The organism is Methylocaldum gracile (assembly GCF_053646815.1).
Genome location: NZ_CM132196.1, coordinates 1,775,130 through 1,798,191, shown reverse-complemented (window position 1 = coordinate 1,798,191; position 23,062 = coordinate 1,775,130). Strand labels below are relative to the sequence as shown.

Genomic DNA, 23,062 nt, shown 5'->3' with positions numbered 1-23,062 from the left:
TGCCGACGCCTTCCGGCGCTGGCGTGCGGATACGCGGCTCCCGAGGAGCGTTCGTTAGGTGAAGTTTGGCGGGTTGCCCAAGCGGGTTTAGTCAAGGTGGGCCGGATTGCGCTCTCTCCGTTCAGCCTATACGAGCCGCGGCAGTCGACGCGGAATCCGGACGGAAGCCATCATCCGATCCGGAGTTTCTGAACGGCAGCCGCTATTCGATGCCTCAAGCGCTTATTTCTTTTTCACTTTGGACAGCATGCCGACGATTCGGCTCTCGAAGACGATACGATCCTCGATCAATCCCTGCACGTCGTAATAGAAGATATTGCGGGCTTGATCGACGTTTTCGCACAGTATGAGCAATTGGTCGCCGGGGGCGGCGGAGCTTCGGAAGCGTGCGTTCTCGATACGCAGAAACAGCCCGACCGCAGGTTCCGCCAACCGCCGATTGGACAAGTACAAGGCCAGTTGCGCGCCGGCTTCGAGCATGAGCGCGCCGGGCATAATGGGATGCCCGGGGAAGTGGCCGGCCACCCAAAACTCGTCTTCCCTGACTTTTTTGACCGCAAGGCCGCGACGGAAGGCGTCGTCGACCCAGGCGATGTAGTCCAGCAACAGCATTTCGCCGCGGTGGGGAATTACTTGGCTGATCATGTCGCGTCCCACTTTGGGCAAGGCGACGTCAATCTCCGCGGTAGGAAATAACGTGTGCTGCGTCCGCATCGGCTCATGGATTGCCGAGTCCAATCCCGAGTCGAGCAGTTCCCGGATGCGGCTGATGAAATGACGGGTATGGATCGGAGAGTTCCGGAGAGAAAGAATCTTATCTAGCATGACACCGCCTGCTTTTGAGACCATTGATCAACGAAGTACCGATTGAAGTGACCGGCGCACGGAACGCTCCAAAGGCCTAGCCAGGCCGACGCGCAACAGCATTAGCGGCACCGCCCCTGAAGGAAGACCGAGGGATTTCGCCAAACCGGGCGACCCTACGGGCGATTCGGTGGGGTACGCCAAAGGATGAACTGCAAGTCCCTGCGCAGCGGCCGCCAGGTAAATCCGCTCTATCAGCCGTCCGCCCTGCAACCAGGCGTCCGGCGTATCCCGCTCGCTCCAGACCACGCTCCAAAGCGGCGTGGCTTCGGCGAGCCGCTTCACTACATCGATCTCGCCTTGGCGGAACTCGGACGACACCAAATCCTCGGGGGTGGACAGGAACTCCACCCACTCCTTCACGAACCACGGGGCATCGCTGGTGAAGATGGAAATCCCGTCGCGGCTCGCTTCCCATTCCCGTCTGGAACGGCGGAACCACGACATTGAATCTCGGTACGCCGCATCGTTCGCCACGAACTCGGCCACGGCATCGGCGGCGATCCGAACGATGGCTTCCCGTTCGTGAGCGGCACCGTACCAAGCGAGGTGGGTGCCGGGAAGTTCGCCATACTCATTGAGGCTTTCCGTGAACTCGTTCCGGGAAATCGGCAATGGCTCGAACTCGGAGCGGGTGGTTTGGCGGCGGAATATGGCCGGAAACCAGGGATGGGTATTTGAGTCAGAGCGCCGCGCCAGTTCGAGCGACGCGCAGCGGCCCCCGTTTTGCAGAAACGCATCGGCCTCCGCATCGGACACGGTCGCCGCATAACCGAGTTGAGCCGCCGCGACGACCATGTTCTCCGTGGCACAGCCCAAGCCCATCAACATGAGCCGGCGGCGGGGATCGGCCTGGCCGAGATGGCGCGCCAGATCGGCGTAGAGAACAATCCGATTGCCCAGCAGGTTGAAGGCCCAGGGTTGGGTGTTGTGGGCATTCGCGGCCAACGTGCCGCACAGCGCCACGTATTCCAAATCGGTCAGATCTCCCTTTGCGGTTTGCTCCCATGCGACGTACGGCGAGGCGCTTGCAACCGCTGGGGCTGCCCTGAACATTGCGGGAAACGTGGCTGCTCCGACCGCGAGAGCGCCGGTCTGGCGGAGAAATCGCCGACGGCTCTGCAATATCGGATCGGGGCGGATCATGCTTCGTTTCCTTTTCATCGGCCTTACCGAACTCTTTCTTTCATGAATTGTAGTCTGGCGCCGGCCACCACACTCCGGTGAATATGTGAGTGTCGTTCCAACCCAAACGGCCGACCAGTCGCACTTCGTTCAGCGCGGAGCCATAAGTCGGATCGACCACGAAAACGCCGCTCGAGAAGTCCATACGCACCGCCAGATCGTTAAACCGGGCCAAGGAACCGGCGGCCGTATACAGGCACTTGATGGCGCTTTCCTTGGCCGAAAACAGGACATAGGCGGCCAACTCGCGACAACCGTCCGGCAGCGAGTCCAACCAGGCGCGCTCTTCCGGCAAGGCGATGGAATCGATGGCACGCCAGGGGAACGGGTTTTGCCGGCATTCCACATCCACCCCTACTCCGCGAGCGAACCGAAGCCGAGTGGCCACGGCCGCTACCATGCCTTCCGTATGGCTGATGCTGCCGACGATATCCCGTCCCCAGATCGGCGCGCCGGATTCGTCCCGAAGAATCGGCGCCGGCTCGACCCCGAGATGTCGAACCGCCTTCCGCGCCAGAACGCGCCCGGTGGCGAATTCCTTCCGGCGTTTCGCTATGGCCCCATCGACCAGCATCCGTTCTTCCTCGAACAATTCGGACGGGTCCGAGAGCTGTTCGGTCCAGGCGACGACGAATAACTCTCCGGGGAACAAACCCTCAGGTCGTCGTATCGGTTCAACGGGTATCGATGGCATAGTCGCTCGCGAAACTCCTGAGCCAGCGCCACAACCAGCTCACGGCCTGGCTGAACACGAGCATCCCGAACAGGGCCATGGACGGCGTAAAAAGGTGCTGGCCGCCCCCATGCCGCATGATCCATGCCGACAACCACGGGCCTCCGGCCGATCCGACGGCGAAGGCCGCGGTAAACAGAGCGGTGCCGCCGGGCAAATCGGCGCGGGACAGGATCCTGGCCAGAAGCGCCAGGGCCAGAGCGAACACTGGCCCCAATGTCAGTCCGGTCGCGAAGGCCGCGCCTCCGGCGACGTATTCGGCGCTGATCGGTTGGCCCTCCTGCCCCAGGCGTACCCAGACATCGCCGATGAGGGCGCTAACCGAGTCGACCCGCATCAGCACCGCCAAGGCGACGATGCCTCCCATGCCGCAACCGAACAGTACACGGCGATAACCCAGCCGATCCCCCAGGTGGCTGACCGGCAAAGTGCCCAGCAATCCCCCCAGCACGAAAGCCGCCAGGTGATGGGCGGTGGCCATGGCGGTGAAACCCTGGCGCACGAGAACGGCAGGATAGAGGGTCAGCAGCGTGGCTTCCGCAAAACCATAGGCCAATACGGCCTGCACCGGAATTCCCGCCCGCAGCAGAAGTCGGCCGCTAGCGCGTTCCGGTTCGGCGCGCGCTCCGGGCAAGCCGATGGCCACCAGAACCGCAGCTTGAACCAGGAGCACGGTGGCGACAGTAAAAGGCAGATGATGGGCCAGCCCGTATAGGTACGAACCCACGACCGGCCCGACCGCCAGCCCTATCCCGAAGCATAGACCGTAAACGCCGTTGGCAACGGCGCGGCGCTCCTCGCCGGCAAAGCAGGACAAGGCGGTTTGAGTGCCGATCATCGCGCAGGCCATGCCCAAGCCCATCAAGCCCCTTAAGGCGAACCACAATCCGATGTCCGATTGCCAAGGGAACGAAACGGCCGCAGTCGCGTATGCCAGCAGGCCCACGGCCACGACGCGGCGCAGACCGATCCGCCGCAGCGCCCGACCCGCGAAAGGCGCAGCCAGCGCAACGCAGAGAAACAACAGCGATGCGTTGGCGCCTATCAGCACGCCGCCGACGCGGCGCTCTTCCATGAAGATGGCAACGATGGGGTTGAGGATTCCAAGCGATATCCCCAACAGCCCGCCCAACGCATACAGCGTACCCAGAGCGACGCCCGCCAGCGGATGCTCGGGCGTCGGGGGGCAGGATTTAGCCCCCATTTCTCACCTCCGTCCAATCGCGATGAGTATGACGTAGGATGTGCTGAACGAAGTGACAAATCGGCAGGGCGAGGCGCAACGCGACGAGCGGGCAGGCCAGGGACGGGCTGCCCCGGACTCGCGAGCGAAGCGGGACAGCGTAGCGTGGCGAGGCCGAGTTGCACGGCGAAGCCGCCCGAAGGGTGCCGGACCGGGACGGTCCGGCATGAACCGCATCGTTCGCGATTGATGCCTGTCCTGAGCCTAGTCGAAGGGCGCTTCGTGCCTCAGCGCATCCTACAAGCTCCGCCTCGCCCTTCGCGCCGGCTCGACGTCGTATCGTAGGTCGGGAATCCTTTCCCGACACACGCTCGTCGGAAAAGGATTGCCGACCTACCACGACACCGCCGCTCGGTCCGTGCGGCGCGCCCCACCGGCGTCTGGGCGCCCTCGCGACGAAGGGGGATAAGAAATGCGGGCTAGGCATGCCGACGCTCCGTGGTCAGGTTGTCCGGTTTCCGGGCTCCCGATATCGTCTCCAGGGCGGCCATTTTTTCCGAGCCGAACCAGTACATGTCTTGACGGCCGTAGACGCACAGGTGCTGGCCGGTTATCCAGTCGGCCTCCGACGACGCCAGGAAGGCCACCGCGTCCGCAACCGCGTCGACCGGGATCGATCGCGCCCGGTATCCCGGCGGCGTCATGTCGGTGTCCACGAACGCCGGGCAAACCGCGTTGATCTGCACATTGTGCGGCTTCAGTTCCTCGCTCAGCGACTTGGTAAGGCCCAGAACCGCATGCTTGGAGGCGGCATAGGCGCTGAACAGGGGGTAGCCGATGTGGCTGGAATCGGAACCCAGATTCACGATTTTCCCCCTGCGCCGCTCGATCATGTGCGGCGCCACGCTCCGACACAGATGATAGACGCCGAACAGGTTGACCTCGACGATGCGCTTCCACTCATCCGGCGAGGAGGTCGCCAAGGCGGACATTCCGGTGATTCCGGCATTGTTGACCAGCACGTCCAGATGACCGAAGCGGCGGAGGACTTCGCTCACCAAATGTTGCACCTCCGCGAGGTTCCGTACATCCGCCGGAGTTACCACAGCGGTGCCACCACTGCCGGCGATTTCCCGGGCAACGGCTTCAAGCCCCGCCCGATCGCGGGCGGAAAGCGCCACGGCAACGCCCTGACCGGCGAGTTTCAGGGCGATCGCGCGGCCGATACCGCGGCTCGCACCGGTAACCAGCGCCACTTTGCCGGCCCAGCTGCCGGAGCGTGCCGACAGCGGAATTTCTTCCAGCCGGGGCGTTTTCAGCGGTATCAAGGCGGGAGGCTCGCCCGTCATCACCGCCGGCAAACTCGCGAGGCGAAGCCCCGTCGGCGAATTCGCGTTTTCGCTCAGGTCGGCCAGCAACTCCAGGTAGCGCTGGCCGAGGCGCTTGATGGTCTCCCCCTTGAAAAAGTTCTGGGAGTAATTGATCTCGACGTGGAGTTCGCCTTCGACCATGGAGAGGAAGATCTCGATGAGGGAGATACGCTGCTGGCTCGGGGGCGAGTAGCGCTGATCCCAATCCGTATCGACGAACTCGAAGATGTTGGATTTCGGTAAGCTCCGGTTTCCCAAATAGTTGACGCGCACCGGGGTCAAATTGTTGTCCGGATAGATGTGCGCGGGCAGCTGGCGACCTACCACGTCGAAACTGACGCCGTTCAACGGTACTTCGGAAAAACCGCGGGCAATCCGGCCGATCAATTCACTCCAGCTTTCCCCGGAGACCAGATCCACGGCAACCGGGAAATTGACGGCGTAATTGCCCACGCTTTCGTACAAGGTCAGGCCGTTACCCAGATCGCGTCCGTGCGAGCGATGGCTGAGAACCACCCAAGACTGCCCGGTCCATTCGGACATGAGCCGGTACGCCGCCGACAGCAGGAGATGATAGAGCTGACCCTGCAGATGCTTGCGCGCCTCGTTCAGCGAATGAAAGTCCGAATGGCTGAGTAGAAAACGCTCGCTGGCGGAAGAAGCCTCGTCATTCGCGCCGAGATGATGGTCGACCGGCACCTGGAACGCGTACTCCCGGCTCGGAAAACGAGTACGCCAATACTCCGCATAACGGCGCTGCGCCTCCTGCTGCGCCGGTTGGGCCAACCACTGCACGAAATCGAAATACGACGGCGGCAGAGCGGGGAGTTCCGGCGTCTGATCGACCAGCAACTGCCCGTAAATCTGCCAAAGCTCTCGGAACAGTATGCTGTTGCTGACCAGATCACTGATCATGTGGTGACCCACGATAGTCAGATCGTATGCGTTCTGATGCTCTTTGATGACGAGCACCCGCCACAGCGGAAACCGGTCGATGCGCAGTTCATCCGTGATTTCCTTCACCAGCCGCCGGATTTCCGCGCTGCGCTGTTCGGCCGTGAGGTGGGAGCCGTCGTAGAAATCGAGGCTGAATTCCGCCTCGGGCAGGGCCACGGTCTGCCGCCATTCGCCGTGCTCCTGGTAAAACAGGGAACGCAACACGGGATGGCGCCGGGCAAGGACGTCGATGGCCTCGCGGAAAACGTCGACATCCAGCGGCTGCAAATAGCGGAATCGGGTGTAGCCGGCCCATTGGTAAGGAGGCTGGAAGAAGTGGGTGATCCACAATTGAGCCGGCCCCAGGGGCAAACCGGCCGTCGGATCGGCGAACGGCAGCTTCGCCTCCGGCGCGCCGGGCACCGCCTTGCCGGGGGGCGCGTTGCCGGTTTCCGTCCACTGTTTGAGAACCTTGCGGTCCAGTTTGCCGTTGTGATTTTTCGGCAAAGCGTCGGCCTGACGAACCTCGTGAGGCAGCATGTACTCGGGAAGTTGTTTCGCCAGGGCGGAGCGTAGTTCTTTCAACGGAATTTCGCGGCCGACCAGCCAGGCCACCAGCCTCTTGTGCCCGTCGGGTGTGTCGACGGCGAGCGCCGCAGCTTCGCGTATACCCGGCAGAGCTCCGAGAGCGGTTTCGATCTCGCCCAGCTCCACCCGGAAACCGCGAATCTTGATTTGACTGTCGATGCGCCCGTGGAAGTCGTAGCTGCCGTCCGGCAACCGCGAGACCAGATCGCCGGTACGGTATAGCCAGCGGCTGGGTATGCCGGAGAAAGGATTGTCACGGAAACTCTCGCGGGTCCGCTCCGGATCGTGGAGATAGCCCTGAGCCAACTGCACGCCGCCAATCCAGAGTTCGCCCACGCCGCCCTCCGGTACGGGGCGCATGTTCTCGTCCAGCACCAGCAGGTAGACCTCCGGCATGGCCGGCCCGATCGGGATGCGAAGCGTCCCTTCCCCCGGACGGGAGTGCATCAGATGTGCCGTCACGTCGATCGACGCTTCGGTCGGGCCGTACAGGTTCGCGAGGCCCACCCGGTCGCCGCAGCGGTCGAACCAGCGCTGCACATAAGCCACTGGCAGCGCCTCGCCGCTGAAAATCAGCCATCGCAGGTGTTCAGAGCGGAGCGGTTTATCCTCGATGGCCATCAGGAACTCGCCGAACAGGGAAGGCACGAAGTGCATCGCGGCGATCCGCCGGGTCTCGATCCAATCCGCCAGCCGCCAGGGATCGCGCAGCACGTCCGCGCCGACCGGGCACACGACTCCGCCGTACATCAACGGCCAGAAGAGTTCCCATACCGAGATATCGAAGCAAATGGACGTTCTCTGGGCGACCCGTTCGCCCGGCTGAAGCTGAAACAGCTTTTGATGCCAGACCAGGCGATTCATGTAACCGCGATGGGCCAGGGCCACGCCTTTGGGAGTGCCGGTCGAACCCGAGGTATAGAGCACCACCATCAGATCGTCCGGGCTGTTCAGGCATTCGAGATCGTGTTCCGGATAGCTCGCCCAGGCCGCGCGCCCCAACCAATCGCGATGGCCGCCGCTATGGGAGTCGGCACGATGCAGGCCGGCGTAATCGCAGTCCATGAGCAGGAAGTTGCGGGCCGGCAAGGCGGCGGTTACCGCTCCGCCCATGGCTTCCAGGACGGCTTCCTCGGTGAGGATGGTGTCGACGCGGGCGTGCCCCACGATGTATTCGATGCGTGCGGCGGGATAGGCCGGATCGAGGGGGACGTAGGCGCCGCCGGCCTTGAGCACCGCCATCACCGCCGTCGCGAAATTGGGCGAGCGGGTCAGCAGCAATCCCACCACGATACCGGGCCGCACGCCGCGGACTCGAAGGAAGTGGGCCAGCCGGTTCGATTCGGCATGAAGCCGGCCATAGGACAGTTCCTCGTGCTCCGCTTGCACCGCCAGTGCTTCCGCGCTGCGGCGGCATTGAGCCTGCACGTGCAGATACGGGATGGGAGGCAGCTCTTCCGCAGCAGGTTGCGGAATCGAGAGCGGGGCCAGCGGAGCTACAGTGTTTTCGGCGGCGGTTCCGCTTCCATGGGCGGCACCCGTTCCCTGCAACAGGGCCGCCATTTCCCGCAACCGCCGGCATCCCAACAGGGCGCGGGTGTCTACCCGCCCCATCTGTTGCTGCAGGCGGCCGACGATGCGAATCCGCTCCAACGAATCCAAGCCGAGCTCGGATTCCAGATCGTAATCGAGAGCCTCGGCCCCCACCGCGCGATGCATGACTTCCTCGGCGATTCGCAGCAATCGGGCCGCCGTCAACTCGTCCAGCTTCGCGACGGCGCAAGGTGCGGGCACGGCGAGCCGCTCGGCGGCCTGTGCCACGGCGCCGATCTGGCGGACGAATTCCTCGGTGATGGAGGCCACCAAATCCCGAGCGAAGTAGTCCGCATCATAGTTGGCGGTCATATTGAACCGGCCGTGGAAGACTTCCACAAGTACGTCCAGCGTACCGGGATTGGTGGAGGTCGCGGCGTGATATTCGACGACACGTAGCGGCCCGCACGCCTCCTCGATGTGGGTCTGACCGATGTAAGGCAGATACAGGTTCGACTTGATCGTGGAGCGGATCAGGGTCGCCAGCGGCTCGCCGACGCGACCGTCCTGGAGGCGAAGTTGATCGATTGCCGCCACGGCCGCTTGGCGCGTTTGCGCCCGGTCATAACCCGCCGCGATGCCGCTCTCGATGCTCGCGTGTACCTGCGGCAGATAGTTCTCGAAAGCTTCGCCTTCTCCGGGCATCGGTAGCGTCAAGGCCAGATTCTGGGCGAAACAGCCCACCATGTGTCCGGCGTCCGTGCCGGGGTAAACGCGTCCGCTGGTGGGAATGTTCAGGATCACCTGTTTCAGATTCGGATCGAAGCGCCTGAGAGCGCGCAAGTAGGCGCCGACCAACAGGGTGTTCACCGGCAGCCGCCATTTGCCGGCGGATCGGAGCAATGCCGCCGTGGTTGCGGCATCCGCACTGAAGTGGTGGGTCCGGTTGGCGGCCCGTGGATTCTTCGGCAGCCCCTTCTTTTCCGGACTCCAGAAAAAACGGTCCTTGCCCTGGGCGCGGAGAAACGCTTCTAGCGTTTTTTCCGCCTCGGGATCCCGCCAGGCATTGATGCATTCCACGGTCTCCCGATAACGCTCCAGGGAAGTTCCGGGCGGCAGCGGCGCGGGACGTCCCGTCGCTGCGGCACCGTACAAAGTGACGAATTCGCGCATGACCAGCTGATTGCTGAGACCGTCCGAGAATACGTGATGGTTCGAGAAGATCACCTCGTGGAGATCGTTCGCCAAGCGATAGGCGCTGAATTGATGCGCCGGCCATTGATCCAGCAGCCACTCCTTGTCCAGCAGACGATGGGTTTCGTCGTTCAGAAAAGCTTCGCGGTCGGGAGCATCCAGGTGGCGCAAATCGGTCACCAGGACGGTCGGTGCGGTCACCCCGTCCAGCACTTCCAGGCGGTATTCCTTCAGGCTGTGGCACCCCGGCGGAATGACGAAGCGTGCCCTGAGCATCGGGTGACGCTCCAGCAAGGCGTTCCAGGCGCGGCGCGCCGCTTCCGGGTCAAACGGACCTTGCAGGCGGATTCTGGAACTGAGGCTGCACGTGCAGACTGCCCAATGGGAGACCAAAAACGGATACTGGGAGAACAGAATATCCACCGGCCGCACCGCCGGTTCCGCGGCCTGTGGTTTATCGGCCGATACATCCGAAACCGCGCCTGCGGCGCACGGATCGTCCGATTCGACGGCTGCCGGAACCGGGGCGTTCGGTTCCGAACCTCGAATCAGGGCCTCCAGTTCGCCCAGAGTCTGAATACCGAACAGCGCGCCGGAGGCGAGCTTGGCGCCGAAAGCATCCTGGAGTTCCGCGGGCAATGCCGTGCCCAGAGCATTCATGAGCTCCACGGTCTTGATTGAATCCAACCCCAGGTCGCTTTCCAGGAACATGTCGTCCGCGAGTTCGGACGGATCGTGTCCCGTAATTCCGGCGACCACCTCGCGTACTTTTCGCGTTAGCTCGGATTTCTCGCCCCCCTTCGTCGCGAGGGCGTCGAGACGCTGCTGTGGCGCGCCGCACGGACCGAGCGGCGGCGAAGGCGTAGCCGACTCTACGTCGAGCCGGCGCGAGGGGCGAGGCGGGAGAGCCGATCCTCCGGTCAAGGATCGGCCCGCCGAGCGGGCGGCCAAGGAGGGCTGCCCTGGACTTTGCGCGCAGCCGGAGGGCGCTGCGCAAAGACGGTGCGCCACAGCGAGTGGATCGGCGTCCGCAGTAGGAGTGGAGTGGGAAATCCGAGCTAGTCCGTCGTCAGGCCGGACAGCGGCGGCCTCGGGCGCGGTGGCGGCGGCTTCACTGCTCTCCATGGCACCGATCATCGAGACCAACTCTCCCAGGGTTTGCAGCTGGAACAATGTCCCGGCGGCGAGTAGCGAGTTAAAAGGGTCCCGCAGGTGATCCGGCAGTTGGGGCGGGATGGCGTTCATCAACTCCACGGTCTTGATCGAATCCAACCCGAGATCGCTCTCCAGGAATTGGTCAGGCGAAAGATCGTCCGGCGCGTGTCCGGTAACTTCCGCCACGGCCTTGTACACACATTGCTCAAGCCGGGCGGCGGGATGGTCTTGCATGGTCGTAGTCCTCACGTATTCAGCATATTCAGCGTATTCGTCATTTTTTCCGTTCTCGGAGCTTGCGAAGAAACCGTCGCGAGCCGCCCGCCGTCGTCCAAGAAGCCCACTCGTACAAGGGAGTACGGCGAGCACATAAAAGGCGATGGCGGGTGGCGCAGACGGTTTATTCGCACGCTCTCAGGAATGCTCGTTCAAAGGCTCCCGGGGAAGGATGATCCGGTTCAATTCGTCAAGGAGGGCGGTGGCTATATTCTGCTGAGGCTCCTTGCTCGCAGTTGTGCCCTGAGAATGCGCGACTGCCGGCTCCGGCGCGGCCGCGATGTCGGCGGTCGCTTCCACGTCCACCGGAGGCGGGTCGTAGAGGAATTCCTTCCTCTCGAAGGGATAAGCCGGCAGCAATACGCGGGTAAGCACGGGAGAACACAGGGGGCGCGTATCCAATCTCAAGCCCTCGATGTACAGCCGCGCCAGTGCGGTCAACAAACTCTCGTCGCCCGGCGTCGCCCCGATCATCCGTACAATTCCTGCCCCCTCGCCGCCTTTGCCCCCCAGAAGCACGGTTCGCAAGCGTGCATCCGCTGGAGGCTGTACGGTATCGGATGGATTTCTCGCAGCGGAGCGCAACCGAATCGCCCATTCCGGATTGTCCACGGAGATCTTTCCGTCGATCGTGTGAATTGGAATTCGCCAGATTTGATCGCCGGCACCGTTCTCAGGAACCGCATCGCCCCCGTTCAGCAAGGCTGCGGCCGAGGCCGGACTTAGCCAGCCCGCTACCGCGGCGGCGACCGGGCTCAAGGCTCCCTCGGCCCAAAGGCCGGCGGGAACCAACTCCAGCTCTCGCAGCAGTCGACCCAGTGCGTACTGTTCCGCCGCCGCCTGCAGGCGCGGCACGGTTTCGTGTCCGGGAGGAAGTACAGCCCGGAAATCGGTCCAGGCGTCGGCAAAGACCGAATACCGTCGCGCCAGCGTATCCGCGGTTCCCTCCGGCCACGGGCAATCGTCGAACACCCATGCCATCGCGGGCGGCTGCTTCGGATTTGCGCGCCCCGAGAGAAGCCGGTCGTGCTTGCCCGATCCGGCCACGGAGGCCAGGACCGCCAAGAGATCTTCCCGTCCACGTACCACCGCCGCAGCGCGGAAATTCATTTCCCTTTGGGCGCCATTGAGTGAACAGGCAACCTGCTCGGCGGAAATGGATGGGTTTTCCTCGAGATGCGCATGCAGTGCCTTGGCGTAGGCGCGCAGAGCGCTCTCCGTGCGCGCCGTCAGATACAGGAGTTGCGGATCGGAAAGCGGAACCCGGTCCATGCCGGTAGGCTGATCCACGGCGCGGGGAGGCTCCTCCAGAATCAAGTGGCAATTAGTCCCCCCGAAACCGAAGGCATTGACACCGGCCCGCCGCGGCTGTCCGTTCCCGGTCCACGGCCGGCCGTGGCTGTCCACGACGTAGAATGGCGAAGCGTCGAAATCGATGTAGGGATTGGGCTCGCTGTAATTGACGGTGGGCGGCAGATAGTCGTGCCGCATCGCCAAGAGTACCTTGATGACGCTGGGGATTCCCGCGGCGGACAGCATGTGGCCGATGGAGGATTTCACCGAGCCGATGCCGCAGTATCCGCGCCGGTCGGTGAACTGGCGGAAGCCTTTGGTCATGCCTTCCACTTCGACCGGATCGCCCAGGGATGTGCCGGTGCCGTGGCATTCCACATAGGAGACCGTGGCGGGGTCGACCCGGGATTCACGGTAGGCGCGGGCGATGCACTCCGCTTGACCGGCCGGGTTGGGCGCCGTCAGGCCGGAGGAATGTCCGTCGTTGTTCATCGCCGAGCCCAGGATCACGCCGTGGATGTAGTCGCCGTCCGCCATGGCGTCGGCCAGCGATTTGAGTACCAGGGCGGCGACGCCTTCGCCCAGGACCATGCCGTTGGCACGGCGGTCGAACGGATAACACCGGCCGTCGGGCGACATGGCGTTGACACGGCTCAGAAAAACGAAGGGGGTGGAGCCCATGTTCAGATAAGCCCCCCCGGCCACGGCGATGCGCGACTCGCCGGAGCGCAGGCTCTGGCAGGCGAGATGCGTGGCCACCAGGGCGGCGGAACAAGCCGTGTTGACGATCAGGCTCGGGCCGCGCACGTTCAGCCAATGGCTCAAACGGCAGGCGATCTCGTTCAGCCCGTTGCCCGCTATGGCGTCGGACAGGAGTTCCGCGGGCTGCAAAACCTCACGGAGCGCGTCGTCCCAATCGGCGCGTGCCCCCATCGGAAGTTGACGGTACCAGTCGGTGCTCCTGATCCGGTCGCGCAACCGGCAATAACGCTGCTGGTTGATGAAATGTTCCGCGTAATAGTTCTGCTCGCATCCGACGAACACGCCGAGGCGCTCGGCACGCCCTTCGCCGGCGTAACCCGATTGTTGCAGCGCTTCGTAAGCCACTTCCATGAAAATCCGCTGCTGCGGGTCCATGGCCTTGGCTTCGCGCGGCGAAATACCGAAGAACTGCGGATCGAATTCGTGCGCACGTTCCAGGAAACCGCCCCACTTCGAGTAACTACCGTGGGTATGGCGGTTCGCGGCATCGAAATAATCCTCGGGAGACCAGCGGTCCCGCGGCACCTCGCGTATTTCGCACCGCCCTTCCGCCAGCATGTTCCAGTATTCGTCGGAGCTGGCAGAACCGGGCACCCGCAAACTCATGCCGACGATGGCGATGCGGTCATCGGTGCGACGGTCGGAGCGGGATGCGGCAGTCGTCCTAATGGTTATGGTCCGAGCGGGGCCAGGCTCCTGCGACCGGGCAAGGAACTCCGGGCCGTGCTGGTTTTCCAGATGGCGCGCCAGGTCCAGCGGTGACTGGAACTCGAACAACAGAGTCGGCGTGACATGCTGGCGCAGGATCGCTGCCAGCTTCTCCGCGATTTCGACGGCCCCCTTCGAGTCGACACCCAGTTCATGAAACTTGCGGCCCGAATCGATCTGTTCCGCTGCTACGTTCACATAAGCGCCTGTGAGCTGGCGTACCAGCTCCAGCCAGTCGGCGGCCTGCACCGCCAGGGCGGCGCGCGGAGCCGGCTCGACGGGCTCGGGTGCCGGGGAATGTGCCGCTGGCGCCGCAGCTGGCGCCGGGCTTTCCGCCTCCGCCTCGAAGTCGATGACGTGCACCACCGAGGCGCCGGGAATAGCGAGCGCGCGCGACAAGGCTGCACAGGCGGTTTCCGGAACCAGGGCGCGCAAGCCCTTGCTGCGGACCAGCGCCATCAGGCCGGCGTCGCGACCCATGCCCTTCTCGTCCCAGAGCGACCAGTTGAGCGCCAAGGTGCGGCCTTTCGCCCCGGAACGGTTTCGCCATTCCGCGAAACCGTCCAGGAAGGCGTTGGCGGCGGCGTAATCGGTCAGGCTGGCCGCCCACAGCGGACAGGTGGCGGCGATGGACGAATACAGGATGAAAAATTTCAACGGTTGGTCGGCCGTCAGTTGATGAAGCAGCCAACTGCCCTTGACTTTCGGAGCCAACACCGAGCGTATTGATTCGACGCTCTTGTCGGTGGCGCGGAGAACGTTGCGGTCGACCACTCCCGCGGAGTGGATGATGCCGTCCAGCCGGCCGAAGCGTTCCCTAAGGCGCCTTATGGCTTTCGTCATCGCTTCGGAATCGGCGGCGTCGGCCGCATGGTAATCCACCGTTGCGCCCAAGGATTCGAGCTGGCGGATCAGCGCCACGCGCGGGGCATCGGGATGATCGGCCGGCAGGGCGTCCCACTCCTGCCGCGCAGGCAAAGGCCTCCGTCCGGTGAGGACCAGGTTTATCCGGGCCGATCGCGCCAGGGCAAGGGCGGTTTCGGCTCCGATCCCGGCGATCCCGCCGGTGATCAGGCAGGTATCGCCGTCCTTGAGCAGCGGTTCCGAAACGCCGGTTTCGTTGTAGACCGCGCCGAAACGGCGCTGGAAGCGCAGAGAACGGCGAATCGCAAGTATCTCCCCGCCGAATTCCGCCGTTCCCAGTTCCGCAAGAATGGTATCGACGTCCTCATCCGGAGCCGCCGGCACGGTATCCAGATCGGCCGCCTTCACGACGAGATGTTCGTTCTCCTCCCCCAATCCTAGGGCGAATGTAATCCCGAGCAACTGGTACGGATCGGGTGCCGGCTCCAGACTGTCCAGAACATGGGCGCGCCGGGTCAACCAGAGTATCCGGCACGGTTTTATGGGACTCGGCTCGCGCATCGCCTGAGCCAGGAACGTCAAGCTGAAGAGGCCGGAGTGCAGGGCAGCCTCATCGTCTCGCGGCGCGCCCGTCAAATCCGCATTCCAGGCATGGACCACCGCAGCGGGGGCGCCGTAGTCTGCCAGCACCGATTGCCATAACTGCCGGTAGTCGCCCGCATCCAAATGATTGACCGTGAAATTCCCGCCGTCCGCCGAGAAGCCGGCCCCCGGCCGCACCACCAGAAGCGGGCGGTCCGGCCCCACACGGATGCGCAGAGCCGCGAGCCAGGCCGCTTGCCCCTCGCCCGCAAACACCAATAGGGCACCGGGCGGCAGCGGGACGGAGTCGCCTCGCGGCGTTTGAGGCCATTCCCAGCGATGCAGCAATGCCTGGCCTTGCGATTCGGCCGGCGGCAAGGGAGGCAGACGGTAGACTTTTCGTTCGAACGGATACGCCGGGAGAGGTATGCGCCGTCCCGGAAAATCCTCGCCGAGCATGCGCCAATCCAGGTTGACGCCCGACGTGTAAAGGATGCCTAGGGCATCCAGCAAGGTTCTGGCATTTTCCCGGCGACGATCCAACAAGGCCGCCAAGGTCACGCGCTCCCCGGCCAGCACGGTGGCGACCAAATGGGTCAGAACGCTGTCCGGACCGCATTCGACGAAGGTGCGAATGCCGCCGGCATAAGCGGCACGTATGCCCTGCTCGAAACGGACGGGTTCAAGAACATGCCGCAGCCAGTAATTGGCGTCGGGACCGTTGGCCCCGAGCCAATCGCCGGTGATATTGGAAATGATGGGCAGCCGCGGCGCATGCCATTCCACTTCGGCCAGCACCTTGGAGAACGGTTCGAGCATGGGCTCCAGGAGCGGCGTGTGAAACGCGTGGGACACGCGCAAGGGCTTGACGCGGCGCCCTTCGATTTCGAGTATGCGGGCGAGTTCGGCCACGGCATCCCGATAGCCGGCCACGACCTGGTGCGATCCGTTGTTGGCCGCAAACCATACGCGTCCGCGATAGTCCTCTAGATGTGCCGACAGCTCATCGGCCCTCGCGAATACCGCCAGCATCCCGCCCTGCCCCGGCAACTCGGACATGAGTCGGCCGCGCGCGGCAATGACCTTGGCGGCGTCGGCCAAATCCACGGCGCCGGCCAGGCAAGCCGCCACGTACTCGCCGACGCTGTGCCCGATCAATGCGGCCGGCCGCACACCCAGCTCCAGCAAGGCGCGGCCCAGGGCGTAGTCGGCGGCAAACATCGCCGGCTGCGTGATTTCGGTTCGCGCCAGTTGCTCCGGATTGGCCTCGGGGTGATAGATCGCGGTCAACAAAGGCGCTTCCAGCCACGGATCGAAGGCCGCCGCGGCCTCATCCATGGCCCGCCGGAAGCGCGGCCAGAGTTCGTAAAGCTGGGCGGCCATACCCGGATACTGCGAGCCCTGGCCGGTAAACATCATCGCGATCGGCGGAGGCGATTCCGTTTCCGTGGGCTGGCGTTTCTCCAGCCCCTTGAGCCCGTTGGCGAGCTCGCCGAGCGATTCGACGACCAGGGCATCCCTGCACGCGTAGTGATTGCGTCGGCTGTTCAAGGTGGCGCAGACGTCGGCGGGATCCAGTGCGGGCCTGCGCTCCAGGTAGGCGGCGAGATGCTCGCTCGTGCGATTCAGGGCGGATCGATTCCGCGCCGAGAGCAATAACAGATGATAGGGCCAGACGCCTTTCGGCTTCTCGCGCGCCACGCCTTCCTCCACCACCAGATGGCAGTTGGTGCCCCCGAAACCGAAGGAATTGATGGCCGCCCGCCGGGCGACACCTTCGGGTACTGTCCACACGCGGGTCGAGGTCAGGGGCAGGAATGGCGTCTTGGCAAAGTCGATTTGCCGGCTGGGCTCGTTCAGATTGATGTTTCCCGGCATCTGCCGATGCTGCAAGGCCAGCACGACCTTGATCAAACTGGCGATTCCCGCGGCGCTGAGCAGATGCCCGATGTTCGCCTTGACCGATCCGATCGCGCAACTCTGCCGGGCCAGGCCGCCAAAGGCGTGGGTCAGGGCGCGGATCTCGCTCGGGTCTCCCAGCGGAGTACCGGTGCCATGGGCTTCGACGAACTGTATGGAAGCGGGATCGATCTTGAACTGGCGGTATACGGCATCGATGACCTGGCGCTGGCCGTCCGGGTTTGGCGCCATGACCCCAAGGGATTGCCCGTCGTTATTCACCGCCGAGCCGCGAATCACCGCCAGCACCGGGTCGCCGTCCGCCAGCGCGCGGGACAGCGGTTTGAGCAACACCGCACCGGCGCCTTCGCCCAGCACGAAGCCGTCGGCCGAAGCGTCGAAGACGCGGCACCGGCCGCTAGCCGACAGCGCGCCGGCGCGCTGGAACAACAGGAACGGCAAATGGCTCAGGGTGAGGCTCACGCCGCCGGCAACCGCCATCGAGCACTCGCCCTGGCGCAAGCTCTGGCATGCCAGATGCACCGCGACCAGTGACGAGGAACAGGCGCTGTCGATGGTGAAACTGGGACCTTTCCAGTTGAAGGTATGGGAGACACGCGCCGCGATCATGTTGAGCAGATTGTCCACCGCCGTATTCACGTGCAGCGAGAACCGCCCGAAGCGGGATTGCCACTCCTTGAGCAGTTCGTCGCGTTCGCTGGGCGGCAGGCGACGCAGACTGGCGAAGCTCTCCAGGGCGTCGCCGCACAAGGCGTTGACCAGGAATTCCATGTGATTGTTGTGGCTCGCGCCGATGAACAAACCGACGTCGGCGCCATCCAGAGCCGGCCTGGAGTAGCCGGCGCGCTCCAGGGTCTCGGCGGCCACCTCCAGGAACAAACGCTGCTGCGGGTCCATGTCGGTGGCTTCTTCGGGGCTGATGCCGAAGAACTCTGCGTCGAAGGCGTAGACGTCGCGCACGAAGCCGCCGCGCCACCAGTCCTCCCGACCGCCTTGCGGCAGCGCGAAACGGTCCGCGGGCACGGCGCCGATGGCTTCCCGGCCCTGGCTCAGAAGTTCCCAATATTCCTCCGGCGAATTGCTCCCCGGAAACCGGCAGGCCGTGCCGATGATCGCGATCGCGTCTTCCTGCGCGTCGCCGGTGTCCGACGCGCTGGCCGCCACGGCGGAGCCGGGCCGTCCACCCAGCCAGTCCGCCATCTGACGGACGGTGTGACAACGCAGCAGCAGTTCATGGTCCAAAGGCCGGTTCAGCCGGTCTTCCAGCCGCCCCAAAATCTGCACCGCCTTTATGGACGTGCCGCCCAACGAACGAAAGGCTTGGTCCGGATTGATCCTAGCGGCCGGAAGGCCGAGCACGTCCGCCCAGACCTCCCGGACCAGATCCGTCAAATTTTCGGTGCCGGAAACGGTCGATTCGAGCGCACCGCTCACCAGGTCGACGCCGCAATGGCGTACGGCGTCGTAGTCGCCCCGCTGGAACTCCTCCAAGAGCTTGTAACGCTGGAGCTTTCCGCTCGTGGTCTTGGGAATGGCTTTGACCGGTACGACGTAATCCAGCGCGACGTTAAGCACCTGGTTGACCCTTTGCCATACCTCGGCCATGACGGCCCGCCCATCGGGACTGTCCGGGTTGCGTATCGCGAGGAAGATCGCCGTTTTCTCCTCGCCCGAGTCGGGGTCCTGCCAACCGCAGGCGATGGTCTTTCCGGGGTCTACGCCGTTAACCGTTTCCGCCTGCGCTTCGATGTCGTGGGCATAAAAATTCTGCCCGTTGATGAAGATAATGTCCTTGGCCCGTCCGCTGATGCACAGGCGCCCGTCGATCATGAAACCGAGGTCGCCCGTATCCAGCCACCCGTCGTGAAATGTCTCGGCATTCGCGGAAGGGTTGTTGTAATAACCTCCGGTCACATTGCGGCCGCAGATATGGATGCGGCCGACCCGGCCTTCCGGAAGCACCTGCCCGTCGCCGTCCACGATGCGGATCCCGCAGCCCGGCACCGGGTAGCCTTCGTCAACGACCGCGATGGAGTTTTCGCCATGGGGCTCGGCGCCTGCCACCCGCCCCTGCGCCAATTCCTGGCGATCCAGCCAGTGCACCCGCGGAAGCGTTCCGGGCGGAGGGAAGGTCACCGCCAGACTCGCCTCGGCCATGCCGTACACCGGGTACATGGCCTCGGGCCTGAGCCCGCACGGGCCCAGGGTCGTCATGAATTCCTCGATGACCGCAGCGGCAATCGGTTCCGCGCCGTTATAAATGTTTCTGAGGCACGACAAATCCCAGCGCTTCAGGTGGTCCGGTTTCAGTTTGCCGAGCAGATGGCGGTAGCCGAAATTGGGAGACCCCGTTACTGTCGAGCGGTGCTCGCTGATTTTTTCCATCCATAGCGTGGGTTTGCGAACGAAGGTGAACGGGGTCAGGTTCACCTGCTCGATCCCCAGGGCCATGGGAACGAAATGGAAACCGATGAGCCCCATGTCGTGGTGGTACGGCATCCAGCTCAGGAAGGCGTCGCCCGGACCGTGTTCGGCTCCGAAGATGATGCCCTCCAGATTGGTGATCAGATTGGCGTGACTCACCATCACGCCCTTGGGGGTCCCCGTGCTGCCGGAACTGTACTGTATGAATGCCAGGTCATCGGGCCGGGCGAGATCCGGATCCGCGAGCGTGGAGGGTTCCGCAAGGTCCGTAACCGCCTCGATACGAATCGAGTTTTCCCCCAGAGCCTGCCGCAGCACGGACTGCTGCTCCGCCATATAGGCATCGGACAACAACAGCGGTCGGTCCAGCTGTTTCCAGATCGCCTTCAGCTTCATGAGAACCGCATTGTCGTCCGTGAGCGATGGCGGATAGGCCAGCGGCGCGGGAATGATGCCGCCCATCACGGCCGCCCAGAAGGTCACCACGAAGTCGTGGCTTTCCCGGAACATCAGCATGACCGGATCGCCTCGCCTGAGCCCCAGGGCCCGCAAGGCGCCGAGCCGCATCCGCGCCTGCTCTGCAATGGCCTGATACGAGAAGCGGGTCTCGTGACGCCCGTCCCGGACGAAGACAACCCCGCGATCGGTGGCCGCGGCGCGCAACAAAACGTAGGCCAGGTTTTCCTCCGGGCATAGCGTTCCCGGAGCGGGACGGGGCTCGATCAAGGCCGCCTTGTCGGCAGGCCGGCCGGTGAACAGTTCGATGAGTGGCTTGGACATAAGGCTTCTCCGACAGCGTCAATTCGAGTTTTCACCCATGCGCCCGGCTGGACTCGCGGTGAACACGGTGCCCCCTCCGGCACCAGCGACCGGCGGGTGTCCTGTTCCGGCATAGTCGGCATCCAGGGCAGTGAACTCGCTGCGCCCGGCGGCGTCGGCGGCGGAAGGAACAGGGTGGCCATAGCCGCCCTTCCCCGGATCGCTTTCGCTCGCCCCGGCTAGCCCGGATTTCTCGCACCCCTTCGTCGCGAGGTCGTCGAGACGCCGCTGTGGCGTGCCGCACGGACCGAGCGGCGGCGAAGGCGTAGCCGGCTCTACGTCGAGCCGGCGCGAGGGAGTACGGTGCGCCACAGCGAGTGGATCGGCGTCCGCAGTAGGAGGGGTGTGAGAAATCCGGGCTAGGAGACGGCGCGGCTTATCGATCAGGGACAGGACGGCCGGCGTGATGGACAGGTCGGCCGCCAGGGCGACGACCAGGAACAAGCCCACCAGCAAGCCCTTGTAAACGTTCGGCATGAAATCGCCGAACAGAAACACGCAGAACGCCAGAACCAGCACCGCCGTGGTGAAGGTGATGGAAATGCCCACGTCGGAGAACGCCTCCCCGATCGCCTCGCGCGCGGTGTGCCCGGCCCGCCGCGCCTCCCGGTAATGGCTGAAGAAATGGATGGTGTCGTCGACGGCGATACCGTAACCGATGCTCGCCACCATGATGGTGCCGATGTCCAGGTAGATGCCGGCCATGCCCATGAACCCCAGGGCAACGAGGACAGGCAGAAAATTGGGCAGCGTGCTGGCGAGGCCCAGCAGCCAGGAACGGAACAGCAGGCCGATGAGAACGGTCACCCCTACCACCGACACGGCGAATGAACTGATGAGGCTGTCCGAGACATTGTTGCCCATGTTGGTGTACAACACGTCGCGGCCGGTGAACTCGACCTTTACGTTCTTGAGATTCTTGGCCGCCCAGTCGCTGATGATGTCCATGTTTTCGCGGCTGGCGCGGGTCGGGACCAGGGCGCGGATCACCGTCACGCGGCTCGCGGAATAATCGACGTTGAAACGGTCGTTGATGTCCTGACCCACCGGCACCGAGAGGCTGTAGAGGAACAAATATTGGGCGATCGAATCGTTGTCATCGGGAAGGGTATGGAAACTGGGGTCGTCCTCGTGCAGGGCGCGATTGACATTGCGCAGCACGGTGGACAGGGAGTAGACGTTGCTCAGCCCGCCCGGCGCTTCCTTGGCCAGGTACTGCGTGAAGGCATCCAGGTCGCGCATATACTCCACGGTCTTGATGGAATCCGGGCCCTTGCCGCGTACGACCAGTTCGTACACCGCCCCGCCCGAGCCCTTCTCCTCCAGGAAATGGACCGATTCGGCGAACCAGAAGCTGGAGCGGAAATAGGACACCGGATTGGAATCGACCGTGAGCATCGGCAGGAAAGCCGCAAAGATGCCGATGAAGACGAGCCAGCCCAGGACCACCTGCCTGCTGCGGTGTATGGACGCCCAACGCAGCCGATCCAGAAAACCCTTGAACCACTCGGAATCGAAGACGGGACGCGGCGTCTTTTCCGGGAAGAAACTCAACAGCGCCGGCAGCAGGGTCAGAGTCAGGAACAGAATCAGCAAAGTGCCGCAGCCGGCCTCGAAACCGAACAGCTTGAGAGGAATGATGGTGGCCGTGAAATAGAAGGAGAAGAAACCGATCGCCGTCGTGACCGAGGTCATGACAATCGCGCTCAGGTTGATCCGCAGCGACTCCTTGACGGCGTCCCTGGAATTCAGACCGTTGCGCTTGGCTTTGACGAACATCGCCGCCATATGGACGCAGCCCGCCACGGCGATACCGATGAGCAACTGCGGCGTCGTGGTGGTGACCACGTTCAGTTTATGGCCCACGAGTCCGGTAAGGCCCATGGCGCCGATCACGCTCAGGAGAGAGATGCCGAGGGACAGCAGGACTCCGAGGATCGAGCGGAACAGGATGAACCACACCACACCCAGAATGACCAGCAACAGCGGGACCAGGAATCCCATATCCTTCTGCGCCACCTGGTCGAAAGCCTGGTCGGTGATGGGACCGCCGGCTAGGTAAAACTCGTAGCCGCTCCGGGCTTTCTCCTCGTCCAGGATTTGCATCAACTGGTTGTAGACCTTCGCCGGCAACTCGGGCGTCACGGCGACCGGCGCGATGCGCGCTCGAATGATGCCGACTTTCCGATCCGGGGAGATCAGAGAACCGGTCACCAGCGGGTCCTGGTCGATATAACTCCGGGCTGCCGCGATGCGCTCCGGGGTGACCGGCTTGTCGCTCGGGAACAGCGCCTCGGCGCTGAAGCCTTCGGCATCGCCCCGCAACGCCTGGAAGTTGGAAAGCGAATCCACCCGGATCACGCCGGCTACGTGCCAGAATTTGTCGGTAAGACGCTGGATGGCTTCGAGGGGCTTCGGCTGAAGAATCCCCTGCGGCTCTTCGAACGCCACGACGAACATATCATCGTGGCCGAACTCCTTGACGAAAAGATCGTAGCTTTTTAGATAGGGATCCTCCTCGTCGAACCAGATGCGATAGTTCGAGTCGAAGGACAGCCGTCCCAGAAACCCGCCCAGAAAGACGATCACGGCAAGGCTCGCCAGGATCACCCAGATCCGGTTCCTGATGACCCAGTTGGCGTAAGCCGTTACCAGTTTCTTCTCACGCATAGC

At 63.7% G+C, this 23,062-nt stretch carries 7 protein-coding genes; all 7 read right to left on the bottom strand.

Features of this window, described 5'->3' with window-relative positions; genetic code table 11:
* Positions 1-222: 222 nt before the first annotated feature.
* Complete coding sequence (locus ACWJJK_RS07855; protein WP_168175529.1) at positions 223-825, bottom strand: 3-hydroxyacyl-ACP dehydratase FabZ family protein; 603 nt, start codon at positions 823-825, stop codon at positions 223-225.
* 27 nt (positions 826-852) lie between these two features.
* Complete coding sequence (locus tag ACWJJK_RS07850; RefSeq protein WP_454128846.1) at positions 853-2,010, bottom strand: Acg family FMN-binding oxidoreductase; 1,158 nt, start codon at positions 2,008-2,010, stop codon at positions 853-855.
* Positions 2,011-2,050: 40 nt separating this feature from the next.
* Positions 2,051-2,743: a 4'-phosphopantetheinyl transferase family protein gene (locus ACWJJK_RS07845; protein WP_086133272.1), complete on the bottom strand. Its 693-nt coding sequence runs from the start codon at positions 2,741-2,743 to the stop codon at positions 2,051-2,053.
* Entirely contained in the window at positions 2,724-3,986 is a 1,263-nt protein-coding gene (locus ACWJJK_RS07840; RefSeq protein WP_454128845.1) for an MFS transporter, read from the bottom strand. The genes ACWJJK_RS07845 and ACWJJK_RS07840 overlap by 20 nt, the downstream gene beginning before the upstream one ends.
* 458 nt (positions 3,987-4,444) lie before the next feature.
* Positions 4,445-10,975, bottom strand: a complete 6,531-nt coding sequence (locus ACWJJK_RS07835) for an amino acid adenylation domain-containing protein (RefSeq protein WP_454128844.1) — start codon at positions 10,973-10,975, stop codon at positions 4,445-4,447.
* Positions 10,976-11,155: 180 nt separating this feature from the next.
* Positions 11,156-20,350, bottom strand: coding sequence for an SDR family NAD(P)-dependent oxidoreductase (locus ACWJJK_RS07830; protein WP_454128843.1), 9,195 nt, complete (start codon positions 20,348-20,350; stop codon positions 11,156-11,158).
* Between the two features lie 18 nt (positions 20,351-20,368).
* Positions 20,369-23,059, bottom strand: a complete 2,691-nt coding sequence (locus ACWJJK_RS07825; RefSeq protein ID WP_454128842.1) for an efflux RND transporter permease subunit — start codon at positions 23,057-23,059, stop codon at positions 20,369-20,371.
* Positions 23,060-23,062 lie beyond the last annotated feature (3 nt).

Coding starts and splice junctions, on each gene's coding strand:
- ACWJJK_RS07840 (WP_454128845.1), bottom strand. CDS start 3,986: ATGGGGGCTAAATCCTGCCCCCCGACGCCCGAGCATCCGCTGGCGGGC.
- ACWJJK_RS07825 (WP_454128842.1), bottom strand. CDS start 23,059: ATGCGTGAGAAGAAACTGGTAACGGCTTACGCCAACTGGGTCATCAGG.
- ACWJJK_RS07850 (WP_454128846.1), bottom strand. CDS start 2,010: ATGATCCGCCCCGATCCGATATTGCAGAGCCGTCGGCGATTTCTCCGC.
- ACWJJK_RS07830 (WP_454128843.1), bottom strand. CDS start 20,350: ATGTCCAAGCCACTCATCGAACTGTTCACCGGCCGGCCTGCCGACAAG.
- ACWJJK_RS07855 (WP_168175529.1), bottom strand. CDS start 825: ATGCTAGATAAGATTCTTTCTCTCCGGAACTCTCCGATCCATACCCGT.
- ACWJJK_RS07845 (WP_086133272.1), bottom strand. CDS start 2,743: ATGCCATCGATACCCGTTGAACCGATACGACGACCTGAGGGTTTGTTC.
- ACWJJK_RS07835 (WP_454128844.1), bottom strand. CDS start 10,975: ATGCAAGACCATCCCGCCGCCCGGCTTGAGCAATGTGTGTACAAGGCC.